The organism is Zoogloea sp. (assembly GCF_023150065.1).
In the GTDB taxonomy this organism is placed as follows: Bacteria; Pseudomonadota; Gammaproteobacteria; order Burkholderiales; family Rhodocyclaceae; genus Zoogloea.
On the sequence record NZ_JAKLLN010000009.1, the window covers coordinates 104,538 to 130,177 of the forward strand.

Here is a 25,640-nt window from a genome sequence, read left to right on the forward strand (position 1 = left end):
GTCGACAATGCCCCGCACCGAACTGTCGATCGGCATGTATCGCATCGAGGCCGAGGTGGCCTCCACCCAGGAGAACCGTATGACCGGGCTGATGCAGCGACGCAGCATGCCTGCCAACCAGGGCATGCTCTTTGTGTTCACCCAGCCCCAGCGCCACTGCATGTGGATGAAGAACACCCTGCTGCCCCTGTCCGTCGCCTTCCTTGATGAGGAAGGGCGCATCCTCAACGTCGAGGACATGCAACCCCAGACCGAAGACAACCACTGCGCCGCCAAACCTGCCCGCTTCGCCCTGGAGATGAACCTGGGCTGGTTCCGCCAGAAGGGCGTCAAGCCGGGGCAGACTATCGAAGGCGCGGAGCGCCTGGCAGGCCTTGCACGCTGAAGCAGTGCGACGGCTTCGCTGCTTATGGTGGCGGAAATGAAAAACATCAAGTGAAATCAATCCCTTGACGTTGAATTGGCCGGGGGCTATCAAAAAATGCCCCGAGATGCCTGTAGTTCTTGGTGAGTCGGGGTTTCATATTTCTGCATGCCCCCAAGAAATGCCCCCGGGGCCTCGATGTGACCCCTCGCGGGAGCCTCATTCCGCTTGAGGAGTCTACACCTGCTTCCAATTTGTCCTCCAGGCTGGAGATGGTCTTCCTCGCCTCATCCTCTGCTCCCTGCCGAAACCGGTGGCTAGCGGTTGGGGGGCGTGCTGGGCTTTGGCCGCGGTAGCGCACCTCCCTTGGCAAGTGATCTGCGTCATTGCGCCTTGCTTCCCACGCCTCCTAGGATGAAGGCTCCCTAGATTCCCCGCACGTCGTATGGGCCCGATTTCCGAGCTCTCAACTACTGCTATGTGGCGCGCCACCACCGTGGCCGGCGAAACGCAGGTCTTCCACCTCAAGCTCATCGCCCTGGACTGGGCGGGGCCTGGGGGTATCGTCGAGAAGGCCGAGGATCTGCGTCGCAATGTGAGTTCTCCCGAGTAGCCAAGGGAGTCTTCAGGAGGCGAAATGAAGATCAGAACCATCATCTCTGTCGGATGCCTTCTTGCGGCCAATGCTGCCGGCGCTGAGGTCTACAAGTGCGTCGAGGCCGGCAAGGTTGTGTACTCCGATGCTCCTTGTCCTGAAGGAACGGGGAAAGCCATCTCAGTGAGGCCCGCGAACCAGGGAGCGTCCCCCGGATGGGCTTATGGCTCATCGTCCAGTAGCCAAGCTGTGACGGTTGCCCCCATGGTGGGCAGCAAGCTCACCACGCCTGCCAGATCATTGGATGGGCACTTCGAAGACCTCAGCTACGACAATCCCCAAGCAGCTGCAGCACGGGCTGCCGAGTTGGCTTCGAGGTCGCGGGGCGGCGGCATCGGCTACATCTCCGGAGGAAGCAGCTATGGCGGGAGCAGTACGGTCTACGTGGGCCCGAGAGGGGGGCACTACACGATTACCTCGGGCGGGAACAGGAGCTACCAGTCGCGAAGGTAGGTGGGCGCGTCGGGGGTATTCATGCCGGCGATGGGGGAAACGCTTGCGATGCTAGGCGCTACTGGTTCGATCCCAGTACCGCCGAATGTGTGTGGAGCCCCGGTCTTGCTCTAGGACTCCAGTGCTGAAACGGGGGCGATTCGCGTTTGAATGCGAGCCATAGACGCTGTTCGATGTGCCGCCAGTTGGACGTATTTCTGCAAGAGAAAAATGGGCTTCGCGCAAGGCCGTCGACAGATTTGTAACACTCATCAAGCCTGCGGATGCCCGGCCGTTAGCGGGTTACAGATTAAAATCCATAGGGAGGGAAGTATGTCGATTGCAAAGCGTCTATTGCTGCTTGTTGCCATATCCATGGTGGGCATCCTGCTCGTCGCTGGGGTTAACTTCCGGCAGGCCTCACTCGTCTTCGACGCCGCAAACTTTGGCAACGACAATACCGTGCCAAGCATGCAGGTTCTCTACAAGGCCCAAAGCCGCCTCAGCGACATTCGAGTGAGTGCGTACCGCCATGTACTGCTCGTTGATCCCGGGGCGAAGAATGAGGCGCTCAGGTCCATCCGTGAAGATGAGAGGCTGCTTCAAGAGGCTCTGAAGGAATATGAGCCGCTGCTTGCCGATGATGAGGATCGGCGATTGCTGGGCGTTGTCACTGCAACCACCAGCGCTTACATGCAGGGGGCAAACAAGGTCTTCGAGCACTCCTCTGCCGCGCGTACCGAGGAAGCCCAGAAGGCTCTCCTGACGCTCACCCCCCTTGCAAAGGAGGCGCAGGCCGCCATTCAGGCGCACCTCGCGTACAACGAGAAGCTTGGCTTGCAGGGGGCAGAAAAGGCCCGCGATGAAAAGAGCCGTGCCGCTATGATCTCAGCTGTGCTCCTGCTAGCCGTGTTGGCGAGCACGGTCACGTTCGCATTCGTCACCATTCGATCCATCCGGCAACGCATTGCCGAAGCAAATAAAGTAGCGCAGAAAGTCGCTCAAGGAGATTTTTCCTCCCAGCGCACTTCGTCGGGTATCAACGGTGCTGGAGGGGATGAGATAGGAGAGCTACTTGTCGCCTTGGAGCAGATGCAACGGGATCTCTCCAGCACGATCCGGGAAATCGTCAAGGAGGCGGAGGATGTTGCACACTCCTCCGGCCGGCTCTCGAACGCGGCCCGGGAGGTATCTGTCAGTACGGAACAGCAGTCCTCCGCGACGGCTGCCGCGGCTGCTGCCGTTGAGGAACTGACGGTGAGCATCGATCACGTAGGCAGCAGCGCCGACGAGGCCCATGTCCGAGCCTCACAGGCCGAGACTCAGGCCTCCACCAGTTGTGGCGAGGTCAATCGGGCAACGGACCACATCGGCCAGGTTGCCAACCGAGTATCCGAGACGGCCGAGCAGATGCAACGACTGGCTGAGAGAGTCCAAAAAATCGACCAGATCACCGTCGTCATCCGTGAAGTCGCCGACCAGACCAATCTGCTCGCCCTAAACGCAGCCATCGAAGCGGCCCGTGCCGGTGAGCAGGGGCGCGGCTTTGCAGTGGTGGCGGATGAGGTGCGTAAGCTCGCAGAGCGAACGACAAACTCCGTTCATGAGATCAGCAGTGTTGTCGGGGAGATTCAGAAGGGAGCCGACGATGCCATGTCGGGCATGCAAGCCAGCAAGGATCTGGTGGATGAAGTGGTCGCGGCAGCGCGCAAGGCCAGCGACTCCATGAACGAGATCGAATCTTCCGCGACGGTCATGCAGGCAACGATCTCGAGCATCTCCGATGCGCTCAACGAGCAGCGAGGCGCCTCCACGGAACTGGCCAACAACGTGGAAGCGATCGCGCAGATGTCAGAGCGCAACGCCCTCACAGTCGGAGAGGTGGCCCAGACCGCAGGGGAGCTGCAAGGCGTCTCCGATGCCCTCCGCAGGAGTGTTGCGCGTTTCCGCGTGTAGCGAGCGATCTGCAGAAGCTCCGGCGCCAGGGCGCCGGACGCTCACCACTTGGGATCGTTTGCCGCCAAGCCATCCGGCTTCGTGCACGCCCAGTGTCTAATCGGCTGTAGTTGCCCTACCGCGCCGTCTCGGTGGACACGCCCTCAGCCGTGCAGTCCCTCCCGTTCCGCCCGCGCCATCTCCGCCAGCTGGAGGGCGCCGGCCAGCAGCGTTTCCATGTCATTGGTCGACAGCACGGCCAGGTCCTTCCGATCCGCTGCCAGCAGGGTGAGGTGATTCGCTGCAAGGCCCAGCGTGGCGGTGACGCTGGTGATTGCCCGGTACATCGCGCCGGCCTGATCGGCGGTCAGGGTCACCTTCGGCACAAACGGCAGGATGTCTGGAGGGGGCAAGGGCTTCGGTGGTGGGTTGACAGTCTGGGAGGGAAAGTCGGTGAGCCCATCAATCAAGATCCCGGCCGACTCGAGAAGGGGGATGATGTCGGCGAGGAGAAAGCCTACATGGTCAAGAATGTCATCAGAAGGATGTCGTCATCGTCCATGATCTCCGCAAACGTCTTTTGTGTGCTTCCGGTTGTTGCCCATCCTTCGAGCCGAAGGTGGACTTTCCCATCGAGGGAGCCGAGTTGACTGCTGATCGGCGTACATCCCCAAGCAGGGCTCCATTCATAGAACGCCAGTCGATCCCAGCCTGGCGGAGACTTGCGAAGTGTGGCGCATAGCATTGCAGCGGCCTGCTGTTCGGTCTTTCCCGTTGCTGCAGCTATTGCCGCAACCAACTCCCGAATGGAAATGAAGCGCTCCCGCTCCTCTTCCGGATCGATCATTAATGCCCCCTTCGGCATTTTTCTTGTGAAAAGTGCCGCGCCGGCCGGGTAAGGGAACCCGGTTTTCCTCCTGTCGGAGCAGGCGCGGCAGTGCTGCTCTGTCAGGCCGCCCGCGTGGGTACTCGGATCTACGCCGTCAGCAAGAAGGGTTCTCGCGGCATCGCGCCGTTCCCGCGCGGCCTCAAGACCGGTTTCCGGATACACGCCACAAGAGAGCGTGTTTTGCTTGCCGGCCCATCGGTAGCACAGGCGCCAGTACTTCGCACCGTTGGGGGGACGTCGAGATAGAGCCCAAGCCCGTCCGTCACCTTGTAGGTTTTACCGCGCGGGCGGAAAGCCTTGATGGAAGCGGGATCTAGGGGCATTCAATCTGTGTGGGGCATCCATTCCCCCAATGATGTCCCCAAGAATCGCCGGCTTGCAATAGCCCTGTCCGGAACACTGTGGACGTAAAAAGGCCGAGAACCCTGATTTTGCTAGGTTTCTCGGCCTTCTCCGGAACATCCCGGACTCGATTCTGGTGGAGCCGGGGGGAATCGAACCCCCGTCCGCAAGTCCTCTACAGTCAGTTCTACATACTTAGCCGACCTATTTGGGTTTAACCCGTGGTTTAGCCAATCGGCAGGCCGACCACAAGCGAGTCACCTTGAGTTTCGCGTTGAACCAAGTAACCCGATTCATTGCTAGTCCCTGTAAATGACACTGCGGCGGGTTTTACCCCATCTGACCCAGGAGACCTGTCAGTGCAGTGGCTTAGGCCTTAAGCGGCCAGAGCGAAACGCTCGTCGTTGGCGTTTGTAGATTTTCCAGTGGATTTACGAGGTAACTGGTCCTCGGTATGCCCTGATCTGCTTTGCAACCCACGTCGAAGCCAAGTCGGCCCCTTGTGATTACTGCTGTGTCCAGAATTTTGTCTGATCACGTGAGCGATGATAGCACGCTATCCGTGTGTTTCCAGTAGCGGGAGCAGCTCGAGTGGGTGTCCGATGACGGCATCGGCACTCCAGGAGGGGATGGGGGGCGAACTTCCCAGGTATCCGTAGGCTGCGGCGATCGTACGCATGCCGGCCGCCTTGCCGGCCTGGATGTCACGAATGTCGTCGCCGATGTAGAGGCACTTCGCCGGCATGACGCCTGTTGTTGAGCAGGCGTGGAGCAAGGGGTCGGCGAAGGGCTTGGGACGGGCGGCGGTGTCGCCGCCGACGATACATGCGCAGCGTGAGGTGAGGCCGAGGGCGTCGATCAGCGGGCGCGCAAAGCGTTCAGCTTTGTTGGTGACGATGCCCCAGGCTATCCCCGAGTCGTCGAGATGGGAGAGGAGTTCGTCGATACCGGCGAAGAGCTGTGTTTCGACGCACAGTGCGCTGGTGTAGAGATGCAGAAAGCGTTCGGCCAGCGCCGGGTAGGACGGGGCCTTGGGGGCGACTCCGAAGCCGACGCTGAGCATGCCACGTACGCCGTTTGAAACCTGGGGACGCAGTTGCTCCAGCGGGCTTGGCGCCAGTCCGTGCTCAGATTGCAGGCGGTTGAGGGCGCCAGCCAGATCGGGTGCCGTGTCAGCCAGCGTCCCGTCGAGGTCGAAGAAGACAGCTTCAGGCATTCCGCGATGTGCACATCAGGTAGTTCACATCGGTGTCGCGGCCCAGTGCATAGACCTTGGTCAGCGGGTTGTAGCTCATGCCGCGCAGTTCCTCGACGTCCAGCCCGGCTTCTCGCACGTAACGGGAGAGTTCGGAGGGTTTGATGAACTTGGCGTACTCGTGGGTGCCCTTGGGTAGGAGGTTCAATACGTACTCTGCGCCGACCACGGCCAGGAGGTAGGCCTTGAGGTTGCGATTCAGTGTGGAAAAGAAGACCTTTCCGCCAGGCTTGACCAGGCTTGCACATGCCCGGATGGTGCTGGCCGGATCGGGAACGTGCTCAAGCATTTCCATGCAGGTCACGACATCGAAGCTCGCGGGGGATTCTTGGGCGAGATCTTCGGCCGAGATATGCCGATAATTGACGGTCTGGCCGCTTTCGTAGAGGTGCAGGCGGGCAACGCCAAGGGCTTTTTCCGAGAGGTCCACACCGGTCACCTCGGCGCCGCGGGCTGCCATGGATTCGGCCAGGATGCCGCCGCCGCAACCAATGTCCACCACCTTCTTGCCGCTAAGTCCGACGGTGTTGTCGATCCAGTCGAGCCGCAGGGGGTTGATCTGATGCAGGGGCTTGAACTCGGATTCGGGGTCCCACCAGCGGTGGGCGAGGTCACTGAATTTTTGCAGTTCGGCGGGATCGGCGTTCATGGCTTGAGACGTAATCGAGTATTCGGGATGGCAGGCTGAGATTGTAGGGCGAGAGCCTGGTCTGCGGAAAAACAAAAAGCCCTGCAGGGCAGGGCTTTTTGAGGACTGACGGGAAACTTGATGTCGGCGATTACTTGGTGCCGATCACTTCGATTTCCACGCGACGGTCCGGCTGCAGGCACTCGACCAGCTTCTTGTTCTTGCCGGAATCCTTGCCGAGGTTTTTGCACTTGTCGCCGGTCACGGGCTGCTTCTCGCCCTTGCCTTCGGTGTAAACGCGGTTGGCTTCAACACCCTTGCCGACCAGGTAGTCCTTGACGGCAGCAGCGCGCTTCTCGGACAGCTTCTGGTTGTAGGCGTCGCCACCGATACGGTCGGTGTGGCCAACGGCCAGGATGACTTCCAGCTTCACGCTCTTGGACTTGGCGGCCAGATCGTCAAGCTTGGCCTTGCCGGCGGGCAGCAGGACAGCCTTGTCGAATTCGAACAGCGCATCAGCGGCCAGCTTGATCTTCTCGGCAACCAGAGCCGGGGCAGCCAGCGGAGCGGCCTTGGAACCAGCGGCGGGAGCGGCGGCGGCAGCCTTCACACACTTTTCTTGGGGAACGACGTCCTTGTCGCATTCGCAGCCGACGGGGAATTCACCGGCCATGGTGTTGGCTGCGGCGGCCGGGGTCCAGTAGCCGGTGCGCCAGCACAGGTCGTGACCGCTGCGGGCCACAACAGCGCGGGAGTCGATCACGTAAGGCACTTCGCCTTTCGTATCGACGACGACATCTTTGGCGAAGCTGGCGGAGGCGGACAGGCCGAGAGCGGCAAGTGCGGCGGCCATCAGCAGTTGTTTTTTGGCTTGTTTGATCATCGTTTTCCTCGTCGCAAGGCAAAGGGGTAGAACCGGAAGATTCATCCAGGCTGCCAAAGTGCACTATGAACTCAGGCAGCATATCCAATTCATTGGCGGAGCTTATTCTGCCATAGGCGGGCGATGCTCAATAGTTCGGTGTTGGATATTTGCAACAGTTCGCTACCCCTCACGCGCTGCTGGCCATTGATCCAGACGTCGGAAACCTCGTGTCTTCCGAGCACATAAACCAGATGCGAGGCCGCATCGAAGAGGGGCAGGCTGTCTGGTGAATCGATGCGCAGGGCGCAGAGGTCGGCCGCCTTGCCGGGGAGGAGGGAGCCGATGTGGTCGTCCATGCCCAGGGCTCGGGCTCCGTCAAGGGTTGCCATGCGCAGGGCAGCATGGGCCGGGAGGGATGATGCGTCACCCGTGCCGAGCTTGGCAAGAAGGCTGGCCTGGAGCATTTCACGCCACAGATCGAGACGGTTGTTGCTGGCGGCGCCGTCGCTGCCCAGGCCGACCGGAAGGCCGCGCTCGAGCAACCGGGTGACGGGGGCTGCGCCGCTGGCGAGTTTCATGTTGGAGGTCGGGCAGTGGGCGATGGCGCAGCGGTGTAGAGCCAGGCGGTCGATGTCGTCGTCGGACAGGTGGACTGCGTGGACGCCGATCAGGCCAGGGCCCAGCAGCCCCAGGCTGTCCAATCGTGCGATGGGGCGTTGGCCGAAGTCACGCAGGCTGTCGTGTATCTCGCTGTCAGTTTCGTGGATGTGAATGTGGATGGGCAGCTCCAGTTCGTCGGCGAGGGTGCCGATGCGCTCGAAGCTGACATTGGAGACTGTGTAGGGAGCGTGGGGAGCGAGGGTGAAGTTGATCAGCGGGTGATCGCGCCAGGATTCGAAGGCAGCGAGCCCTTTGTGCAGGTAGTCGTCGGCATCGGATGCGTACTGGGATGGAAAGTCGATGACGGTGATGCCGACGGCCGCACGCATGCCAAGGCGGTCGAAGGCTTCGGCGCTGGCCTGCGGGAAGAAGTACATGTCGTTGCAGGTGGTGATGCCGCCGCGCAGCATCTCTGCGCCGGCCAGCAGGCTGCCGTCACGGACGAACGCATGGGAGACGTGGCGTGTCTCGGCGGGCCAGATGGCTTCCTGCAGCCAGCGCATCAGGGGCAGGTCGTCGGCCAGGCCGCGCATCAGGGTCATGGCGGCGTGGCAGTGCAGATTGACCAGCCCGGGGGTGAGGATGTGTTCCGGGAGGCTGACGGTTTCGACGGCCTTGAAGCGGCTTCGGGCCTGGTCCGTGGCGAGGATCGCCTCTATGCGCCCGCCTCGGACGGCGATGCTGTGGTGCTCAAGGGTGGTGTCGTACGGCTCGACCGGGATGATGTATCGGGCTTCGATCAGCAGATCGATGGGGATAGGCGTCATGGGGCGGGTGTCCGTATATGAAAAACCCCGCCGGGTGGCGGGGTTTTTCAGGGGCAGGGATGCGTTGAAGCTTACTTGGCGGGGCCCTTGACGTCCAGGGTGACGCGGCGGTTCGGGGCCAGGCATTCGATCAGCTTCTTGCGGCCGAGCTTGTCATCGCAGCTCTGGACCGGCTGGGTCTTGCCAGCGCCCATGGTGTCGATCAGGTCGGCCTTGATGCCCTTGCTGACCAGGTAGGCCTGAACGGCTTCGGCGCGCTTTTCGGACAGTTTCTGGTTATAGGACTGGGTGCCCAGACGATCGGTGTGGCCGGTGACGATCACGGATTTCACTTCAGCACAGGCGGCGAGCTTGGTGCTGATCATGTCGTCAAGGCTCTTCTTGGCGATGGGGCCCAGCACGGCCTTGTTGAAGGCGAAGGTGTGGTCGGTATGGAGGGTCATGCTGAAGTCGCACTTCTTGGGCGCGGGAGCAGCGGCAACCACGGGGGCCGGGGCCGGGGCAGGAGCCGGCGCGGCTGCGGCGGCCGGGGCGCACTTGTCGGCACCTACGACATCCTTGTCGCATTCACAGGCCACTGGAACGGCGCCAGCCTTGGCTTCTCCGGCGGCGCCGGGCGTCCAGTAGCCGGTGCGCCAGCACAGGTCGGCGCCACTCTTGACGACGACGTTGCGCTGATCGATGGCGTAGGGGACTTCACCCTTCGGGTCGACGACGATGTCCTTGGATTGGGCCAGGGCCGAGAAGCCGGCAATCATCAGAAGGGTGGCCGTCGTCAGACGGAGGTTTGCTGCGGTCATCGGGTTCCTCCTCAGTATAAGGTGAGGCGCTCGGGGCGCCCGTCTTGTGGTGTTCAGGTGCTCGCGGATTAGAGCATATGAGCTGCGGAGATCACAATCCGGGCTGCGGCGGCCCGGGCAGGCGCCCGGCGCAACAGGTGGCGGGAGTGGGGCACTGGTGGCGTGATAAACTCCGGGTTTTTCGTCTTTTCGACGAATAGTCGATTCCTCGCGGTGCCATGATCCCGTTCGCCAAAGAAACTCTCCCCATCAGCCTCGAAGACGAGATGCGTCATGCCTACCTGGATTACGCCATGAGCGTGATCGTCGGGCGGGCTCTTCCTGACGTGCGAGACGGCCTCAAGCCGGTGCACCGCCGGGTGCTGTTTGCCATGCATGAGCTTGGCAACGACTGGAACAAGGCTTACAAGAAGTCCGCGCGTATCGTCGGCGACGTGATCGGTAAGTATCACCCCCACGGTGATCAGTCGGTGTATGACACCATCGTCCGGATGGCCCAGGATTTCTCCCTGCGCTACATGCTGGTCGATGGTCAGGGCAACTTCGGCTCGGTGGATGGCGACAGCGCGGCGGCCATGCGTTACACCGAAATCCGGATGGCCAAGATCGGCCATGAGATGCTGGCCGACATCGAGAAGGAAACCATCGACTTCGGCCCCAACTATGACGGCTCGGAGAAGGAGCCGCTGGTGCTGCCGGCGCGGGTGCCCAACCTGCTGATCAATGGTTCCGGCGGTATCGCAGTGGGTATGGCGACCAACATCCCGCCCCACAACCTGACCGAAATCGTCGATGGCTGCCTCAAGCTGCTGCAGGAGCCCGAGACCACGATCGAGGATCTGATCAAGATCATCCCCGCTCCCGACTTCCCGACCGCCGGCCTGATCTATGGCCTTGCCGGCGTCCACGAGGGCTATCGCACCGGCCGTGGCCGGGTGGTGATGCGGGCCCGCACCCACTTTGAGGACATCGGCAAGGGTGACCGTCAGGCGATCATCGTCGATGAGCTGCCCTACCAGGTTAACAAGAAGACCCTGCTCGAGAAGATTGCCGAGCTGGTCAACGACAAGAAAATCGAAGGCATCAGCGAGATCCGCGACGAATCCGACAAGTCGGGCATGCGCGTGGTGGTGGAGCTGAAGCGCAACGAGATGCCGGACGTGGTGCTGAACAACCTGTTCAAGCAGACCCAGCTGCAGGACACCTTCGGCATGAACATGGTGGCGCTGGTGGATGGCAAGCCACGCCTGCTCAATCTTTATCAGATGCTGGACTGCTTCCTCGCCCACCGGCGCGAGGTGGTCACCCGCCGCACCATCTTCGAACTGCGCAAGGCCCGCGAGCGTGGCCACATTCTTGAAGGCCTGGCGGTGGCCCTGTCCAACGTGGACGAGATCATCGCCCTGATCAAGGCGGCACCGACGCCGCCCGAGGCCAAGAAGGCCCTGATGGCGCGTCAGTGGCGTTCGGCTCTGGTGGAGGAGATGCTCTCCCGGGCGGCGTCCGACAGCTACCGTCCGGAGGGCCTGGCCGCCGAGTTCGGCCTGTCGGCCCAGGGCTATCGCCTGTCCGATGCCCAGGCCCAGGCCATCCTGGAATTGCGCCTGCAGCGCCTCACCGGCCTCGAGCAGGACAAGATCGTTGCCGAATACCGGGATGTGATGGCGACCATCGCCGATCTGCTCGACATCCTGGCACGCCCGGAGCGCATCACCGCGATCATCGTGGATGAGCTGAACCTCATCAAACAGCAGTTCGGCGACCCGCGTCGCTCCGAACTGGTGATGAATACCGCCGACATCAATATAGAAGACCTGATCGCGCCCCAGGACATGGTCGTGACCCTGTCCCACACCGGCTACTTCAAGCGTCAGCCGCTCACCGACTACCGGGCCCAGAAGCGCGGTGGCCGGGGCAAGCAGGCGGCGGCGGTCAAGGACGACGACTTTGTCGACCAGCTCTTCGTGGCCAATACCCACGACCACATCCTGTGCTTCTCCAACCGTGGTCGTCTCTATTGGCTCAAGGTCTACGAGGTGCCCGAAGGGACCCGCAACTCCCGCGGCAAACCCATCGTCAATCTCTTCCCGCTGCTTGAGGGAGAGAAGATCACTGCCGTGCTGCCGGTCAAGGAGTTCGACGAAGGTCATTTCATCTTCATGGCCACCGCCCAGGGTACAGTCAAGAAGACGCCGCTTACCGACTTCTCCAACCCGCGCAAGGCCGGCATCATCGCGGTGGGTCTGGATGAAGGCGATTACCTGGTGGGCGTGGCCATCACTGATGGTCAGCATGACGTGATGATGTTCTCTGACGCCGGTAAGGCTGTGCGCTTCAGCGAGAACGATGTCCGCCCGATGGGGCGCCAGGCGCGCGGTGTCCGCGGCATGATGCTCGAAGATGGCCAGACCGTGATCGCCATGCTGGTGGCGGGTGACGAGGAGCAGAGCGTGCTCACTGCCACCGAGAACGGTTTCGGCAAGCGCACCCCGATCGGTGAGTACACTCGCCACGGTCGTGGCACCAAGGGCATGATCGCCATCCAGACCTCCGACCGGAACGGTCGCGTGGTGGCGGCGACGCTGGTCACCGAGAAGGATCAGATCATGCTCATCACTACCGGTGGGGTGCTGGTGCGTACCCGTGTGGCCGAGATCCGGGAGATGGGGCGTGCCACTCAGGGTGTGACGCTCATTGCCGTGGATGAGGGCAGTGTCCTGTCCGGCGTGCAGAAGATTCTCGAAGGGGAAGAGGAAGAGCAGGATGTCCTGGGTGATGCGGGTGACGAAAGCGCCCAGCCCGAGGCCTGAGCGGACTGACAGAGCAAGGATTCAGACGATGCGGATTTTCAATTTCTCGGCGGGGCCGGCGGCATTGCCGACGGCTGTTCTGGAGCAGGTGCGTGACGAGCTGCTCGACTGGCACGGTACCGGCATGGGCATCATGGAGATGAGCCACCGGGGCAAGGACTTCACCGGGGTCATCAACGAGGCCGAAGCCGATCTGCGGGAGCTGATGGGCATCCCGTCCAACTACCGGGTGCTGTTCCTGCAAGGTGGTGCTACCCAGCAGTTCGCCCAGATCCCCATGAATCTGCTCGACGGGCGTTCTGCCGATTACATCGTCACCGGCTCCTGGTCAAAGAAAGCCTATAAGGAAGCGCAGCACACCGGTTCCGTCCGACTGGCCGGCTCCACCGAGGGCGACGGCTTCACCCGCCTGCCGGGCGCGGCTGAGCTGAAGCTCGATCCCACGGCGGCTTACCTGCACATCTGCACCAACGAGACCATCCACGGCGTCGAGATGTTCGATCTGCCCGAGGTGCCGGCGGGCGTTCCCCTGGTGGCGGACATGAGCTCCCATATCCTGTCGCGCCCGATGGATGTGTCGCGTTACGGGCTGATCTATGCCGGAGCCCAGAAGAACATCGGGCCGGCGGGTCTGGTGCTGGTGATCGTCCGTGAGGATCTGCTGGGCAAGGCCTCGGCGAGCACGCCCAGCGTGATGAATTACGCCACCATGGCCGACAACGGTTCCATGCTCAACACGCCACCCACTTTCGGTATCTACCTTGCCGGCCTGATCTTCAAGAACCTGAAGGCCCAGGGTGGTCTGGCGGTGGTCGAACAGGCCAACATCGCCAAGGCAAAGCGCGTCTACGACGCCATCGAAGGCAGTGGCGGCTTCTATCGCAACCCGGTGGCAGCGGATTGCCGTTCGCGCATGAACGTTCCGTTCACGCTGTCCAATCCGGCCCTCGATGCCGAGTTTCTGGCGGAGGCCGCCGAGCGCAGGCTGGCCGGCCTCAAGGGGCACAAGTCGGTGGGCGGGATGCGGGCCTCCATATACAACGCCATGTCCCTCGACGGCGTGGGTGCGCTGGTGGATCTGATGCAGGATTTCGCAGCACGCAAGGCCTAAGTGGCGCAGTTTTCAGCGGTTTCAGGAGAAGGCATGAACGAAGGGATGCTGCAGGAACTTGGCGTCGTCCGCGAACAGATCGACGCCATCGACGCGCAGATGCTGGCGCTGCTCAACCAGCGTGCCCGCTGTGCCCAGCACGTCGGCGAGATCAAGGCGAAGTACGGCGATGCGGGTTATATCTATCGCCCCGAGAGGGAGGCGCAAGTACTGCGTCGGATCCAGGATCTCAACGCCGGTCCGCTGCCCAACGAGAGCGTCACCTTCTTCTTCCGGGAGGTGATGTCGGCCTGCCTGTCTCTCGAAACGCCGCTCGGCATCGCCTTCCTCGGCCCGTTGGGCACCTTCTCCGAAAGTGCCGCGGTCAAGCATTTCGGCCATGCGGCCCGCCTGGCGCCGCAGGGCACTATCGATGATGTCTTTCGGGAGGTGGAAGCCGGTCATGCCCACTACGGCGTGGCACCGGTCGAGAACTCCACGGAAGGCGCGGTCGGCCGTACCCTCGATCTGCTGCTGGGCTCGTCCCTCAAGATCTGTGGCGAAGTCGTGCTGCGCATCCATCAGCACCTCATGACCCGCGAGACCGAGCTGGGCCGGATCACCAAGGTGTACTCCCACGCCCAATCCCTGGCCCAGTGCCATGAGTGGCTGAACCGCTCGCTCCCCGGTGTGCCGCGCATCTCCGTGGGCAGCAACGCCGAGGCGGCACGCCTGGCCTCCCTGGAGCCGGGCGCGGCTGCCATCGCCGGCGAGGCCGCATCGGCCCGATACGATTTGCCCCGCCTGGTGGAGAGCATCGAAGACGAACCCAACAACACCACTCGCTTCCTGGTGCTGGGGCGCCATGATGCGGGCCGGACCGGCGCGGACAAGACTTCCCTGATCATGTCCGCCACCAATCGTCCTGGTGCCGTGCACGAACTCCTTGCCCCGTTGGCCGAGGCCGGCGTGTCCATGAATCGTCTCGAATCCCGGCCTGCGCGTGCAGCGCTGTGGGAATACGTCTTCTACGTGGATATCGAAGGCCACCGGGATGATCCGGCCGTCAAGGTCGCGCTGGACGCACTGACCAGCCGGGCGGCCTACCTCAAGATCCTGGGCTCCTACCCCCAGGCTGTGTACTGATATCCCTCTGGAGTTGTCCATGAGTTTGTGTGATCTGGCGCCCGCCTACATCCGGGCGATCTCTCCCTATCAGCCCGGCAAGCCGATTTCCGAACTGGCCCGGGAGATGGGGCTGGCGGAGGCCTCCATCGTCAAGCTGGCGTCCAACGAGAATCCCCTCGGGATTGGCGAGAAGACCCGGGCGGCCATCGAGGCGGCGCTGGCTGACATCGCCCGCTACCCCGACGGGAATGGCTTCGAGCTGAAGGACGCCTTGCGCCGGCGCTACGGCGTGGCCATGGAACAGATCGTTCTGGGCAATGGTTCCAACGACATCCTCGAACTGGCTGCCCGGGCCTTTCTCGGTCCGGATCGCGAGGCCATCTATGCCCGCCACGCCTTTGCCGTCTATCCCCTGGCCACCCAGGCGACCGGTGCCCGGGGTGTCGAGGTGCCGGCGCAGGACTTCGGCCACGACCTGGATGCCATGCTGGCGGCGATCACCCCCGCCACCCGGGTGATCTTCATTGCCAACCCCAACAACCCGACCGGTACTTTCCTGCCCGGAGACCGGATCGAAGCCTTCCTGGCGAAGGTTCCCGGCGAGGTGCTGGTGGTGCTGGATGAGGCGTATACCGAATATCTCGGCCCGGAGCAGCGTTACGACGCCATCGCCTGGCTGTCACGCTTCCCCAATCTGCTTATCAGCCGCACCTTCTCCAAGGCCTACGGCCTGGCGGGGCTGCGCGTGGGTTACGGTCTGGGCAATGCGGCAGTCATCGATCTGCTGAACCGTGTCCGGCAGCCCTTCAATGTCACCAGCGTCGGCCTCGCGGCGGCGGCGGCGGCGCTGTTCGACGACGATTTCCTGGCGCGCAGCTTTGAGTTGAACCGGGCCGGCATGGCGCAGCTGACCGCGGGTTTTGCGGCCCTTGGCCTGGAGTGGATTCCCTCCGCGGGCAATTTTGTCACCTTCAAGGTGGGTGACGGAGCCAGGGTCAATCAGGGCTTGCTGCGTCAGGGGGTCATCGTGCGTCCCATCGGCGGTTACGGCATGCCCGAATGGCTGCGTGTGTCCATCGGCCTGGAGAGCGAGAATGCCCGCTTCCTCGAGGCCCTGCCCGCAGCCCTTGGCTGAGTGAGGCCCGCCGTGCGCAAGATCGAGAAGCTTGTGGTGTGCGGCGTCGGCCTGATCGGCGGGTCGGTGGCGCTGGCCCTGCGTCAGGCCAGGCTGGTTGAGCGCGTGGTGGGGGTCGGCCGACGGCCGGAGCCTCTCGCCCAGGCGCGGCAGCTGGGTGTGATCGACGAGATATCCACCGACTGGGCCGAGGCCCTGGACGGGGCGGACATGGTGCTGCTGGCCATGCCCGTCGGCCAGATGGAGGCGGTCGCGCAGGCCATGGCGCCCCACTTGGGGCCGGACACCATCGTCACCGATGCGGGCAGTACCAAGCGGGATGTGATTGAGGCGATCTATCGTCATCTGGGCGCCCACCTGGCCCACGTCGTACCTGCGCATCCGATCGCCGGTGCCGAAAAGAGCGGCCCTTCCGCCGCCCGTGCCGATTTGTATCGCGGGCGCAAGGTGGTGGTGACCCCGCTGCCCGAAAATGCACCCGACGCCGTGCTGCGGGTACGCGAGCTGTGGGCTGCCTGTGGGGCGGTGTTGCACGAAATGAGTCCGCAGGAGCATGACCGCGTGTTCGCCGCGGTCAGTCATCTGCCTCATCTGCTGGCCTTTGGCCTGGTGCACGATCTGGCCGGGCGGGCCAATGCTGAGCAATTATTCAGCTATGCGGCAAGCGGCTTCCGGGATTTTACCCGGGTGGCCGGGAGTCACCCGGAGATGTGGCGTGACATCTGCGTGGCCAATCGCCACTCCCTGCTCGCCGAGCTCGATGCCTACCTGTCCGAGCTGGCCTATCTGCGCGCGCTGCTTCTGGCCGGCGACGGGCCGGCGCTCGAAGCTGTCTTCGACGATGCCAGCCGGGCTCGCAACGAATGGGCCGACAAGGCTTTCCCAGCGACGCCTTCGGGCGAGTGATACAAGGATTTTCCATGGAATTCATCGATCTGCCGCCGATGCGCAGGGCTGCCGGCACCGTACGTCTGCCCGGCTCCAAGAGCATTTCCAATCGTGTGCTGCTGCTTGCTGCCCTGGCCGAGGGCGAAACCTTGGTCGAAGATCTGCTGGACTCCGACGATACCCGGGTGATGCGCAACGCCATCGTCGCCCTGGGCGTGGACGTGAGGGAGGAGGGCGCCGCCCTGCGCGTGGTGGGCTGTAACGGACGCTTCCCCCAGCTCCAGGCTGATCTTTTCGTGGGTAATTCCGGGCTCAGCATCCGCACCCTGGTGCCGGCCATCGTCACGTCGCTCTCCGGTTGCGGTGATGCTCAGGCCGAGGTGCGGTTGTCCGGCGTGCCGCGCATGCACGAGCGCCCCATCGGCGACCTGGTGGACGGGCTCAAGCAGCTCGGTGCTCAGGTCGCCTGGCTGGGGCAGGAGGGCTATCCGCCCCTGGCGCTCCAGCCGGCCGAGCTGGCTGCCGAGCGGGTCAGCGTGCGCGGCAATGTGTCCAGCCAGTTTCTCACCGGCCTGCTGCAGGCCGCGCCGCTGGTGGCCCGGGACAAGCCCCTCACCATCGATGTGGAGGGGGAGCTGATCAGCCGCCCCTACGTCGAGATCACCCTCAACCTCATGGAGCGGTTTGGCGTGGTGGTGCAGCGTGATGGCTGGAGCCGCTTCGTGGTGCCGGCCGGTCAGCGCTATGTTTCGCCAGGCCGGATCTCCGTGGAAGGGGATGCGTCCACCGCCAGCTATTTCCTGGCTGCAGGGGCACTCGGCGGTGGGCCGGTGCGCGTCGTCGGTGCCGGGCGGCGCAGCATCCAGGGGGACGTGAAGTTTGCCGATGCCCTGGCCACGATGGGGGCGGAAATCACCTGGGGCGAGGACTGGATCGAAGCCCGGGCCCCGGCGTCCGGGCGCCTCAAGGCTTTCGACCTGGATCTCAACCACATTCCCGATGCGGCCATGACCCTGTCGGTGGCTGCGCTGTTTGCCGACGGTCCGAGCACCCTGCGCAATATCGGCAGCTGGCGGGTCAAGGAGACTGATCGCATTGCCGCCATGGCGGCCGAGTTGCGCAAGCTGGGAGCGACGGTCGAGGAGTTTCCTGAAAGCCTCCGTGTCACGCCGCCTGCCTGTCTGCAGCCGGCCGTCATCGATACCTACGACGATCACCGCGTTGCCATGTGCTTCTCCCTGGCGACCCTGGGTGGGCCTTATGTGCGCATCAATGATCCGAAGTGCGTGAACAAGACTTTCCCGGAGTACTTCCAGACCTTTTCCGGCATTGCCACGCCCGTTCCGGTGCTGGCCATCGACGGGCCTTCGGCATCGGGCAAGGGAACCGTCGCGGCCCAGGTGGCCCGGGTGCTCGGCTTCGATCACCTCGATAGCGGCGCGCTGTACCGGATCGTTGCCCTGGCGGCCCTGCGTCAGGGGCTGGCGCTGGATGCGGAGGCTGAGCTGGCGACGCTGGCGGCCGGGCTTCCCGCGCGTTTCGAGGATGAGCGTGTCTTCCTGGCCGGTGATGACGTCACTGACGAGATCCGTAGTGAAGCCTGTTCGGCTGGGGCTTCCCGCGTGGCGGCCCTTCCGGCTGTCCGCGATGCGCTGTTTGCCCGGCAGCGTGCCTATCGGCGCGGCGCGGGCCTGGTAGCCGAAGGCCGGGACATGGGCTCCGTGGTGTTTCCGGATGCCGCTCTCAAGATATTCCTCACCGCGTCCGTCGAGGCACGGGGGGAGCGTCGGTATAAGCAGTTGATCGGTAAAGGAATGGCTGCTAGTATGGACGATCTCCTCAGAGACCTGCATGAACGGGATGCGCGGGATTCCCAGCGCACCGTGGCGCCTCTGAAGAGAAGCGAGGATGCCGTGCTGCTCGATACCTCCGGAATGACCGTCCAGCAGGCGGTTGATTTCGTGGTCGAACGGGCCGCGGTGCTTCGCACTTGAGGTCTTCCGTGCCCGCCCGGGCGCGGAAGGTTGTTTAACCAGGAGCCGTCTCACGACGGTTGTAAGGTTCTTTTTCACATATGTCCACTGCCACCCCTATTTCCCTCGAGGAAAGCTTTGCCGCCCTGTTTGAGGAGTCCCTCAATCGCCAGGAAATGCGCGCCGGTGAAGTCATCACCGCCGAAGTCGTGCGGATCGACCAGAACTTTGTGGTCGTCAACGCCGGCCTCAAGTCCGAGAGTTACATTCCCATCGAGGAATTCCGCAGCGATCGCGGCGAACTGACCACCGAAATCGGTGATTACGTTCAAGTCGCCATCGAGCAGCTCGAAGACGGCTACGGTGAAACCCGCCTGTCCCGCGACAAGGCCAAGCGCATCGCTGCCTGGAACGACCTCGACAAGGCGCTCAACGACGCCATCCTCGTCAAGGGCATGATCACCGGCAAGGTGAAGGGCGGCCTGACCGTCATGGTCAACGGCATCCGTGCGTTCCTGCCGGGTTCCCTGGTGGATATGCGTCCTGTCAAGGACACCACCCCCTTCGAAGGCAAGGAATTCGAATTCCGCGTCATCAAGCTCGACCGCAAGCGCAACAACGTGGTGGTTTCCCGCCGCGCCGTGCTTGAGGCCTCCATGGGTGAAGAGCGTCAGAAGCTCCTCGAAACCCTCAAGGAAGGCACCGTCGTCAAGGGTATCGTCAAGAACATCACCGACTACGGCGCATTCGTGGATCTGGGTGGTATCGACGGCCTGCTGCACATCACCGACCTGGCATGGCGCCGCGTCCGTCACCCGTCCGAAGTTCTGGCCGTGGGCGACGAGCTGGAAGCCAAGGTCCTCAAGTTCGACCAGGAGAAGAACCGCGTCTCCCTGGGGCTCAAGCAGCTGGGCGAAGATCCGTGGGTCGGCATCTCCCGCCGCTACCCGCAGGGCACCCGCCTGTTCGGCAAGGTGACCAACATCACCGACTACGGCGCATTCGTTGAAGTCGAGCAGGGTATCGAAGGTCTGGTCCACGTGTCCGAAATGGACTGGACCAACAAGAACATCCACCCGACCAAGGTTGTCCAACTGGGCGACGAAGTCGAAGTGATGATTCTCGAGATCGACGAAGACCGTCGCCGCATCTCCCTGGGCATGAAGCAGTGCATGTCCAACCCGTGGGACGATTTCGCCATCAACCACAAGAAGGGCGACAAGGTCCGTGGCCAGATCAAGTCCCTGACCGACTTCGGCGTGTTCATCGGCCTGGAAGGCGGCATCGACGGCCTGGTTCACCTGTCCGACCTGTCCTGGTCCCTGACCGGCGAAGAGGCTGTGCGCCAGTACAAGAAGGGCGACGAGGTCGAGGCCGTGGTGCTGAACATCGACGTCGAGAAGGAGCGTATCTCCCTCGGCATCAAGCAGCTCGATGGCGACCCCTTCACCAACTTCATCGCCACCCACGACAAGAACACTCTGGTGAACGGTACCGTTCGCAGCGTGGATGCCCGTGGTGCGGTGATCGGCCTGAACAATGACGTCGAAGGTTACCTGCGTGCGTCCGAGTTCTCCCGTGATCGCGTTGATGATCTGTCCCTGCTGCTGAAGGTTGGCGACACCGTCGAAGCGATGATCGTTAACGTTGATCGCAAGACCCGTGGCATCAACCTGTCCATCCGTGCCAAGGATCAAGTTGAACAAACTGAAGCAATGAGCAAGCTGGCGTCTGACAGCGCGTCTGCTGCCAGCGGCACCACCAACCTCGGTGCGCTGCTGAAGGCCAAGCTCAACGAGCAGAAGTAAGCGGTTCGGGCATGACCAAGTCGGAGCTCATCGCCCGGCTGGCGGAGCGTTTTCCCCAGCTGGTCGCGAAGGACGCCGAGTTCGCGGTAAAGATGATCCTCGATGCGATGACCGATGCCCTGTCGCGGGGTGATCGCATCGAGATCCGCGGCTTTGGCAGCTTTGCCTTGAATTACCGTCCTCCCCGTGTCGGTAGAAATCCCAAGTCGGGGGAGAAGGTGCAGGTGCCGGAAAAGTATGTTCCGCACTTCAAGGCTGGCAAGGAGTTGAGGGAACGTGTCGACATGATGGGGTGACCCATGGTTGACGCTTCCCCATCCGGAGGCCGAAGGCTCGATCCTGAAGGCGGCGAAAGCCGCCTTCTTTTTTTTGTCCGCGTCGGGGATAATTTCGCGCATGCGCGCTCTCATCTGGGTCTTCAGGCTCTTCCTGTTTCTGCTGCTTTTCGGCTTCGCCGTCAAGAATGACGATGTTGTCGTCCTGCGTTTCTTCTTTGGTGCCCAGTGGCAGGTGCCGCTGGTGCTGGTCATCCTGCTGTTCGTCACCATCGGCGTGTTGATTGGAGTCACCGCGACGCTCACCACGCTTTACCGTCAGCATCGCGAGATCGGTCATCTCCGCGATCAGGGGGCCGCCGCTCCTGTCGATGGGCGGGGAAGAGCTCCGATCGCCCACGGCCCCGACCTGCCTGAGACCTACTGAATCCATGGAATTCGAGCTGTGGTGGTTGCTGGCCTTCCCCCTGTTTTTCGTGCTGGGCTGGCTGGCGGCCCGAATTGACATCAAACACCTGGTCAAGGAATCGCGGGCCTTGCCGCGGACCTACCTGACAGGTCTGAACTTCCTCCTCAACGAACAGCCAGACAAGGCCATCGATGCCTTCATCGAGGCGGTGAAGATCGACAACCAGACGGTCGAACTGCACTTCGCTCTGGGGAGCCTCTTCCGGCGAAGGGGCGAGACGGATCGTGCGATCCGCATGCACCAGAACCTGATTGATCGGGACGATCTGTCCAACGATCAGAGGCTGCAGGCCCTGTCTGAGCTGGGGCTGGATTTCCTGAAGGCCGGTCTGCTGGATCGTGCAGAAGCGGTTTTCGTCCAGTTGCGCGGTAGCCGCCTGAATGATTTTGCGCTCAAGAACCTGCTCGACATCTACCAGCAGGAAAAGGATTGGCGTAAGGCCATCGAAACGGCGGATGCGCTTCCGGGGCATGAGAGTGCCCTCTGGGAAAAGGAAATGGCCAATTTCCACTGCGAGCTGGCTTCCGCCGACATGGCCAACTCCCGCTTTGATGAGGCCCGGAGCGCCTTGCTGCGCGCCCTGGAGACAAACCGGAAATGTGTGCGTGCGAGCATGCTGCTGGGGGATCTGCATGTTGCCCAGGGCGACGACCGGGCGGCGCTCGAGGCCTGGAAGCGGGTTGAAAGCCAGAATCCGGTCTACCTGGCCCTGGTGGCGGAGCGCCTGATGGATGCTTATCGCCGGCTCGGAGAGCTTGAGCAGGGCATGCAGTTGCTGCGCAGTTATCTCGAGCAGTATGCATCCCTGGATCTGCTGGATGCCCTGTTCCAGTGGGAGCTGCAGAAGGAAGGGCCGGCTGCCGCCTACCAGCTGGTGCGCGACGAGCTGAGGCGCAATCCGACTTTGCTCGGGCTGGACAAGCTCCTCGAGGCGGCCTTGTTGACGGCCCCCGTCGAGCAGCGCACGGATATCGAACTGGTCAAGGGGCTGGTGCACGGCCATACCCGTCGGGTGGCCCGCTACCGCTGCGATGCCTGTGGTTTCAAGGCACGTCAGTTTTACTGGCGCTGCCCGGCCTGTGGTGGGTGGGAGACCTATCCGCCCAAGCGCACCGAAGAGTTCGATCTGACGCCTTAGTCTGACCTGGCGGTCATGGCTTTCCGGCTTGGGCGACGCCCGCCGGGTTTGTGAACACATTATCAGGATTGGTCTCGGGAGCTGGCATATGAAAATTACGGTGGTTGGTACGGGCTATGTGGGGCTGGTGTCCGGCGCCTGTCTTGCCGAAATGGGCAATGACGTGTTGTGCCTGGACCTGGACCCCGAGAAGATCCGGGTGCTCAAGGAGGGTGGCATTCCCATCCATGAGCCGGGGCTCGATCAGGTCGTTGCCCGCAACGTGGCAGCAGGACGCCTGCACTTCACCACCAATGTTCAGGAGGCGGTCCAGTTCGGAACCATCCAGTTCATCGCCGTGGGTACGCCGCCGGATGAGGATGGGTCTGCCGATCTCCAGTATGTGCTGTCGGCTGCGCGGGCGATTGGTCGTCACATGACTGACTACAAGGTGGTCGTTGACAAGAGTACCGTGCCTGTTGGAACGGCCGACAAGGTCAAGGCCGCTGTTCAGGCCGAGCTTGATGCCCGCGGCGAGGCGATTCCCTACAGCGTGGTGTCCAATCCGGAGTTCCTCAAGGAAGGCGCCGCGGTGGACGACTTCATGCGCCCCGACCGGATCGTGGTGGGGGCGGAGGACGATCAGGCCATTTTCCTCATGAAGGCCCTCTACGCGCCCTTCCAGCGTAATCACGAAAAGCTGCTGATCATGGACCTGCGCAGCGCCGAGCTCACCAAGTATGCGGCCAATGCCATGCTGGCCACGCGGATCAGTTTCATGAACGAACTGGCCTTGCTGTCGGAATCCCTGGGGGCCGACATCGAACTGGTGCGTCAGGGGATCGGCAGCGATCCGCGCATCGGCTACCACTTCCTGTATGCGGGCTGTGGTTACGGCGGCTCGTGCTTCCCGAAGGACGTCAAGGCGCTGATCAAGACCGGGGCCGATGCGGGGCATGCCCTGCGTGTGCTCAACGCTGTCGAGGATGCCAACGATGCCCAGAAGCTGGTGCTGGTGGATAAGGTCGTGGCGCACTTTGGCGAAGACCTCAGCGGCAAGCATTTCGCTCTTTGGGGGCTGGCCTTCAAGCCGAACACCGATGACATGCGTGAAGCGCCGAGCCGGGTGATCATCGCCGAGCTGTTCCGGCGTGGCGCCACGGTGACAGCCTATGATCCGGTGGCCATGGATGAAACCCGGCGGATTTTTGGTGATGAACCGCGTCTGCGCTACGCTGAACGCCCCATGCAGGCCCTCGATGGTGCCGATGCCCTGCTCATCGTGACCGAGTGGAAGGAGTTCCGCAGCCCGGATTTCGGGGTCATCAAGGCCAAGCTCAAGAGCCCGGTCATCTTTGATGGCCGCAACGTGTTTGATCCGCAGCTTCCCCGGGAGGCTGGTCTGACCTACCTGAGCATCGGCCGACCCTGAGACGGCGTCGCATCAGGTGTGGAAGAGGGGCTTCCGGTGGAAGCCCCTTTTTTCGGCCTTGTGCAGCCTCAATCCGATCTTGCGGGGCGCCGCCCGTGGCCCCAACCCTCGATCGCCGCATTCGGTATGATCGAACCATTCTCCAATCCGATATCCGGTGGACCGAAACATGGAATTCAAGACTCTCGAAGACTACGTGGGCCAGACCCCTCTGGTCAGGCTGAAGCGCATCACGGCAGGTCACAACAACGTAATCCTGGCCAAACTCGAAGGCAACAACCCGGCGGGGTCGGTGAAGGACCGTCCGGCCATGTCCATGATCCTGCGCGGTGAAGCGCGAGGAGACATCCAGCCCGGACAGACCTTGATCGAGGCGACCAGTGGCAATACGGGGATCGCACTCGCCATGGCCGCGGCGATACGCGGTTACGGGATGATCCTGGTGATGCCCGAGAACCAGAGCATCGAACGCCGGCAGACCATGCGGGCCTTCGGTGCCGAGCTGGTGCTGACGCCCAAGGAAGGGGGTATGGAGCTGGCCCGCGATGTGGCTGAGCGCATGCGCGACGAGGGTCGCGGCGTCATCCTCGACCAGTTCGCCAATCCGGATAATCCGCAGGCTCACGTGGACGGCACCGGCCCCGAGATCTGGGAGCAGACCGGCGGCACCATCACCCACTTCATCAGCAGCATGGGCACGACCGGCACCATCATGGGGGTGTCCCGCTACCTGAAGGAGAAGAATCCCGGCATCTGCATCATTGGCTGCCAGCCCACTGAGGGGGCGCAGATTCCCGGTATCCGCAAATGGCCGGAGGCCTACCTACCGCGGATCTACGACAAGGCCCGGGTTGACCAACTGGAGTATGTCGCCCAGGCCGATGCCGAAGAAATGACCCGCCGCCTGGCCCGGGAGGAGGGGATTTTCGCGGGGATCTCGTCGGGTGGCGCCCTGCATGTGGCCCTGCGTCTGGCCGAGACGGTCGAGAATGCCGTGATCGTTTCCATTGTGTGCGACCGGGGTGACCGCTACCTGTCCACCGGCGTTTTTCCTGCCTGAGCATGACGATGGCCACCACCCTCGTCTTCGATATCGAGACGATCCCCGATGTGCAGGGCATTCGTTCCCTGCACGGACTGCCTGACGAACTTGGTGCGGAGGAGGTGGCTGAGTACGCCTTCCAGCTGCGGCGGGCATCAAACGGGAGCGATTTCCTGCCTCATCATCTCCAGAAGGTGGTGACGATTTCCTGTGTGCTGCGGGACGCGAGCCAGTTTCGGGTCTTCTCCCTGTCGGAGCCTGACTGTGCCGAAGGGGAGATCATCCAGCGTTTCTTTGACGGCATCGAGCGCTTTACGCCCCAGCTGATTTCCTGGAACGGGGGTGGTTTCGATCTGCCGGTCCTGCACTATCGGGGCATGCTGCACGGCGTCTCGGCCCCGCGCTACTGGGATCTGGGAGATGGGGATTACCACGACTCCCGCGATTTCAAGTGGAACAACTACATCGGGCGCTATCACACTCGACATCTGGATCTGATGGATCTGCTGGCCCTCTATCAACCCCGTGCCAACGCACCGCTCGATGATCTGGCCAAACTGATGGGTTTCCCCGGCAAGTTGGGCATGGATGGTTCGGCGGTCTGGAAGGGTTACTGCGAGGGGCGAATCGACGAGATCCGCGATTACTGTGAAACGGACGTCGTGAACACTTATCTGGTGTTCCTGCGCTTCCAGTGCATGCGGGGTGCGCTCGACAAGGCAGCGTATCAGGCTGAGGTCCGTTTTGTCCGTGAAGCCCTGGGCCGGCTTGAGGCGCCTCACTGGAAGCGTTTCCTGTCCGCGTGGCCTGCGGACCCCCAGTAAAATAAATCCAAGTAATCGTTGACAACTTTCAAGGCTCGTCTATAATGCGGGCTTCTT

24 protein-coding genes, 1 other RNA gene and 1 pseudogene are annotated in these 25,640 nt (G+C 62.5%); 17 read left to right on the forward strand and 9 right to left on the reverse strand.

Annotated elements, in window-relative coordinates; all coding sequences use genetic code 11:
• Positions 1-7: 7 nt before the first annotated feature.
• The 4 genes from L6Q67_RS12350 to L6Q67_RS12360 all read left to right on the forward strand — a co-directional run bounded on the left by L6Q67_RS12350 (position 8) and on the right by L6Q67_RS12360 (position 3,407).
• A complete protein-coding gene (locus L6Q67_RS12350; protein WP_296569724.1) occupies positions 8-385 on the forward strand; it encodes a DUF192 domain-containing protein in 378 nt (125 codons plus the stop codon).
• A 457-nt stretch (positions 386-842) separates the two neighbouring features.
• Positions 843-977: a hypothetical protein gene (locus tag L6Q67_RS12355; RefSeq protein WP_296569727.1), complete on the forward strand. Its 135-nt coding sequence runs from the start codon at positions 843-845 to the stop codon at positions 975-977.
• A gap of 24 nt (positions 978-1,001) precedes the next feature.
• A complete protein-coding gene (locus L6Q67_RS24560) occupies positions 1,002-1,472 on the forward strand; it encodes a DUF4124 domain-containing protein (protein ID WP_367171640.1) in 471 nt (156 codons plus the stop codon).
• Positions 1,473-1,784: 312 nt separating this feature from the next.
• Positions 1,785-3,407: a methyl-accepting chemotaxis protein gene (locus L6Q67_RS12360; RefSeq protein ID WP_296569729.1), complete on the forward strand. Its 1,623-nt coding sequence runs from the start codon at positions 1,785-1,787 to the stop codon at positions 3,405-3,407.
• 143 nt (positions 3,408-3,550) lie between these two features.
• Here the strand turns inward: L6Q67_RS12360 and L6Q67_RS12365 are convergent, their stop codons facing one another.
• The 9 genes and pseudogenes from L6Q67_RS12365 to L6Q67_RS12400 form a co-directional block, all read right to left on the reverse strand.
• Positions 3,551-3,856 (reverse strand): hypothetical protein, encoded by a 306-nt coding sequence (locus L6Q67_RS12365; protein WP_296569731.1) that lies wholly within the window; start codon positions 3,854-3,856, stop codon positions 3,551-3,553.
• A 47-nt stretch (positions 3,857-3,903) separates the two neighbouring features.
• A complete protein-coding gene (locus tag L6Q67_RS12370) occupies positions 3,904-4,233 on the reverse strand; it encodes a hypothetical protein (protein ID WP_296569732.1) in 330 nt (109 codons plus the stop codon).
• Between the two features lie 174 nt (positions 4,234-4,407).
• A pseudogene (locus tag L6Q67_RS24565) lies at positions 4,408-4,482 on the reverse strand (hypothetical protein); the annotation flags it as partial.
• A 269-nt stretch (positions 4,483-4,751) separates the two neighbouring features.
• Positions 4,752-5,117, reverse strand: a transfer-messenger RNA (tmRNA) gene (gene ssrA / locus L6Q67_RS12375).
• 56 nt (positions 5,118-5,173) lie between these two features.
• On the reverse strand, positions 5,174-5,833 hold the full coding sequence (locus tag L6Q67_RS12380) for an HAD family hydrolase (protein WP_296569733.1): 660 nt from the start codon (positions 5,831-5,833) through the stop codon (positions 5,174-5,176).
• Positions 5,826-6,521 carry a bifunctional 2-polyprenyl-6-hydroxyphenol methylase/3-demethylubiquinol 3-O-methyltransferase UbiG gene (gene ubiG / locus L6Q67_RS12385; RefSeq protein WP_296569735.1) on the reverse strand — a complete coding sequence of 232 codons (696 nt, stop codon included), beginning with the start codon at positions 6,519-6,521 and terminating at the stop codon, positions 5,826-5,828. The genes L6Q67_RS12380 and ubiG overlap by 8 nt, the downstream gene beginning before the upstream one ends.
• 130 nt (positions 6,522-6,651) lie before the next feature.
• A complete protein-coding gene (locus tag L6Q67_RS12390) occupies positions 6,652-7,383 on the reverse strand; it encodes an OmpA family protein (RefSeq protein WP_296569736.1) in 732 nt (243 codons plus the stop codon).
• Positions 7,384-7,472: 89 nt separating this feature from the next.
• A complete protein-coding gene (locus tag L6Q67_RS12395; protein WP_296569738.1) occupies positions 7,473-8,792 on the reverse strand; it encodes a TRZ/ATZ family hydrolase in 1,320 nt (439 codons plus the stop codon).
• Between the two features lie 71 nt (positions 8,793-8,863).
• On the reverse strand, positions 8,864-9,592 hold the full coding sequence (locus L6Q67_RS12400) for an OmpA family protein (RefSeq protein WP_296569740.1): 729 nt from the start codon (positions 9,590-9,592) through the stop codon (positions 8,864-8,866).
• Between the two features lie 218 nt (positions 9,593-9,810).
• Between L6Q67_RS12400 and gyrA the strand changes: the two genes are divergently transcribed.
• From gyrA to L6Q67_RS12465, 13 genes are all read left to right on the forward strand, one after another.
• Positions 9,811-12,402 (forward strand): DNA gyrase subunit A, encoded by a 2,592-nt coding sequence (gene gyrA / locus L6Q67_RS12405; RefSeq protein ID WP_296569741.1) that lies wholly within the window; start codon positions 9,811-9,813, stop codon positions 12,400-12,402.
• A 28-nt stretch (positions 12,403-12,430) separates the two neighbouring features.
• Entirely contained in the window at positions 12,431-13,513 is a 1,083-nt protein-coding gene (gene serC, locus L6Q67_RS12410; RefSeq protein ID WP_296569743.1) for a 3-phosphoserine/phosphohydroxythreonine transaminase, read from the forward strand.
• Positions 13,514-13,546: 33 nt separating this feature from the next.
• Positions 13,547-14,638: a prephenate dehydratase gene (gene pheA, locus L6Q67_RS12415; protein WP_367171641.1), complete on the forward strand. Its 1,092-nt coding sequence runs from the start codon at positions 13,547-13,549 to the stop codon at positions 14,636-14,638.
• A 19-nt stretch (positions 14,639-14,657) separates the two neighbouring features.
• Complete coding sequence (gene hisC, locus L6Q67_RS12420) at positions 14,658-15,755, forward strand: histidinol-phosphate transaminase (RefSeq protein ID WP_296569744.1); 1,098 nt, start codon at positions 14,658-14,660, stop codon at positions 15,753-15,755.
• A gap of 12 nt (positions 15,756-15,767) precedes the next feature.
• Entirely contained in the window at positions 15,768-16,661 is an 894-nt protein-coding gene (locus L6Q67_RS12425; RefSeq protein WP_296569746.1) for a prephenate dehydrogenase/arogenate dehydrogenase family protein, read from the forward strand.
• Positions 16,662-16,675: 14 nt separating this feature from the next.
• On the forward strand, positions 16,676-18,637 hold the full coding sequence (locus tag L6Q67_RS12430; protein ID WP_296569747.1) for a bifunctional 3-phosphoshikimate 1-carboxyvinyltransferase/cytidylate kinase: 1,962 nt from the start codon (positions 16,676-16,678) through the stop codon (positions 18,635-18,637).
• An 80-nt stretch (positions 18,638-18,717) separates the two neighbouring features.
• Positions 18,718-20,424 (forward strand): 30S ribosomal protein S1, encoded by a 1,707-nt coding sequence (gene rpsA / locus L6Q67_RS12435; protein WP_296569749.1) that lies wholly within the window; start codon positions 18,718-18,720, stop codon positions 20,422-20,424.
• 11 nt (positions 20,425-20,435) lie between these two features.
• On the forward strand, positions 20,436-20,720 hold the full coding sequence (locus L6Q67_RS12440) for an integration host factor subunit beta (RefSeq protein WP_079434022.1): 285 nt from the start codon (positions 20,436-20,438) through the stop codon (positions 20,718-20,720).
• A gap of 7 nt (positions 20,721-20,727) precedes the next feature.
• Positions 20,728-21,126 carry a lipopolysaccharide assembly LapA domain-containing protein gene (locus tag L6Q67_RS12445; RefSeq protein ID WP_296569752.1) on the forward strand — a complete coding sequence of 133 codons (399 nt, stop codon included), beginning with the start codon at positions 20,728-20,730 and terminating at the stop codon, positions 21,124-21,126.
• Between the two features lie 4 nt (positions 21,127-21,130).
• The gene (lapB, locus tag L6Q67_RS12450) at positions 21,131-22,306 is read left to right on the forward strand and encodes a lipopolysaccharide assembly protein LapB (protein WP_296569753.1); all 1,176 of its coding nucleotides are present in this window, start codon (positions 21,131-21,133) and stop codon (positions 22,304-22,306) included.
• Between the two features lie 88 nt (positions 22,307-22,394).
• Positions 22,395-23,717, forward strand: a complete 1,323-nt coding sequence (locus tag L6Q67_RS12455) for a UDP-glucose/GDP-mannose dehydrogenase family protein (RefSeq protein WP_296569755.1) — start codon at positions 22,395-22,397, stop codon at positions 23,715-23,717.
• 169 nt (positions 23,718-23,886) lie between these two features.
• Positions 23,887-24,777, forward strand: coding sequence for a cysteine synthase CysM (gene cysM / locus L6Q67_RS12460; RefSeq protein ID WP_296569757.1), 891 nt, complete (start codon positions 23,887-23,889; stop codon positions 24,775-24,777).
• 8 nt (positions 24,778-24,785) lie between these two features.
• Positions 24,786-25,583, forward strand: a complete 798-nt coding sequence (locus L6Q67_RS12465; RefSeq protein ID WP_296569758.1) for a 3'-5' exonuclease — start codon at positions 24,786-24,788, stop codon at positions 25,581-25,583.
• Positions 25,584-25,640: the final 57 nt, after the last annotated feature.